This window comes from Mycobacterium sp. 1482292.6 (genome assembly GCF_001672995.1).
Lineage (GTDB): Bacteria > Actinomycetota > Actinomycetes > Mycobacteriales > Mycobacteriaceae > Mycobacterium > Mycobacterium europaeum_A.
Genome location: NZ_LZKV01000001.1, coordinates 1 through 642, shown reverse-complemented (window position 1 = coordinate 642; position 642 = coordinate 1). Strand labels below are relative to the sequence as shown.

Genomic DNA, 642 nt, shown 5'->3' with positions numbered 1-642 from the left:
CCCCTGACTGTCATCGATAAGCTCTTATACAGTTTCCGCCCAACACCGCCCCCCACACCCGCTAATAAGCCGAAGCGCACACGGGCCGACAAAAGACGCGATGCAACCGACAATACCTCGAAGGGGCGGAAACCGGGCGAACGCGCGACGACGCCGCCCCGGCGCGTTAGCTTGAAACGCTTACGCGAGGCGACGAGCTAACCGGTCTGACCAAGCTGTCGATGCCCTAGTCGTGCTGGCTTTTCCGGCCTGTCGAGCGCAGGTCGTGGGGATCCGTTCCCTCACCGTTCACACGGGGTGTTTGCGGCGCGAAGTTTGGCTGGCTATTGCTGTGAAGAGCTGGCTCGGGTGGCCGCCGTCAGTTCGTGGGCTGCTGCAGGCGCGCCACGACCCGTCCGCGGCGGGTCACGTCGATGGTTTCGCCGGCCGCGACGCGGTCGATGTAGTTGCCGAGATCGATTCGCAATTGCCGGATGCCGATGCGATCGGGTATCGCGCCAGTGTGGGTCACCTGCGGCGACTCACAGGCCTTGCTCAGAAGGCAATCGATGATGGCTAGGGCATGGTGCCGAGCTGTGACGGGATCGTCGGATTCTGCGATCGTAAAACACATTTCAGCCAATGCGCCGCGCATGGTGGCCA

1 protein-coding gene is annotated in these 642 nt (G+C 62.9%); it reads right to left on the bottom strand.

Annotated features, from left to right (window positions below):
* Positions 1-358: 358 nt before the first annotated feature.
* A partial coding sequence (locus A5624_RS00005; RefSeq protein WP_197518881.1) for a type II toxin-antitoxin system Phd/YefM family antitoxin occupies positions 359-642 on the bottom strand: 284 nt, incomplete at its 5' end.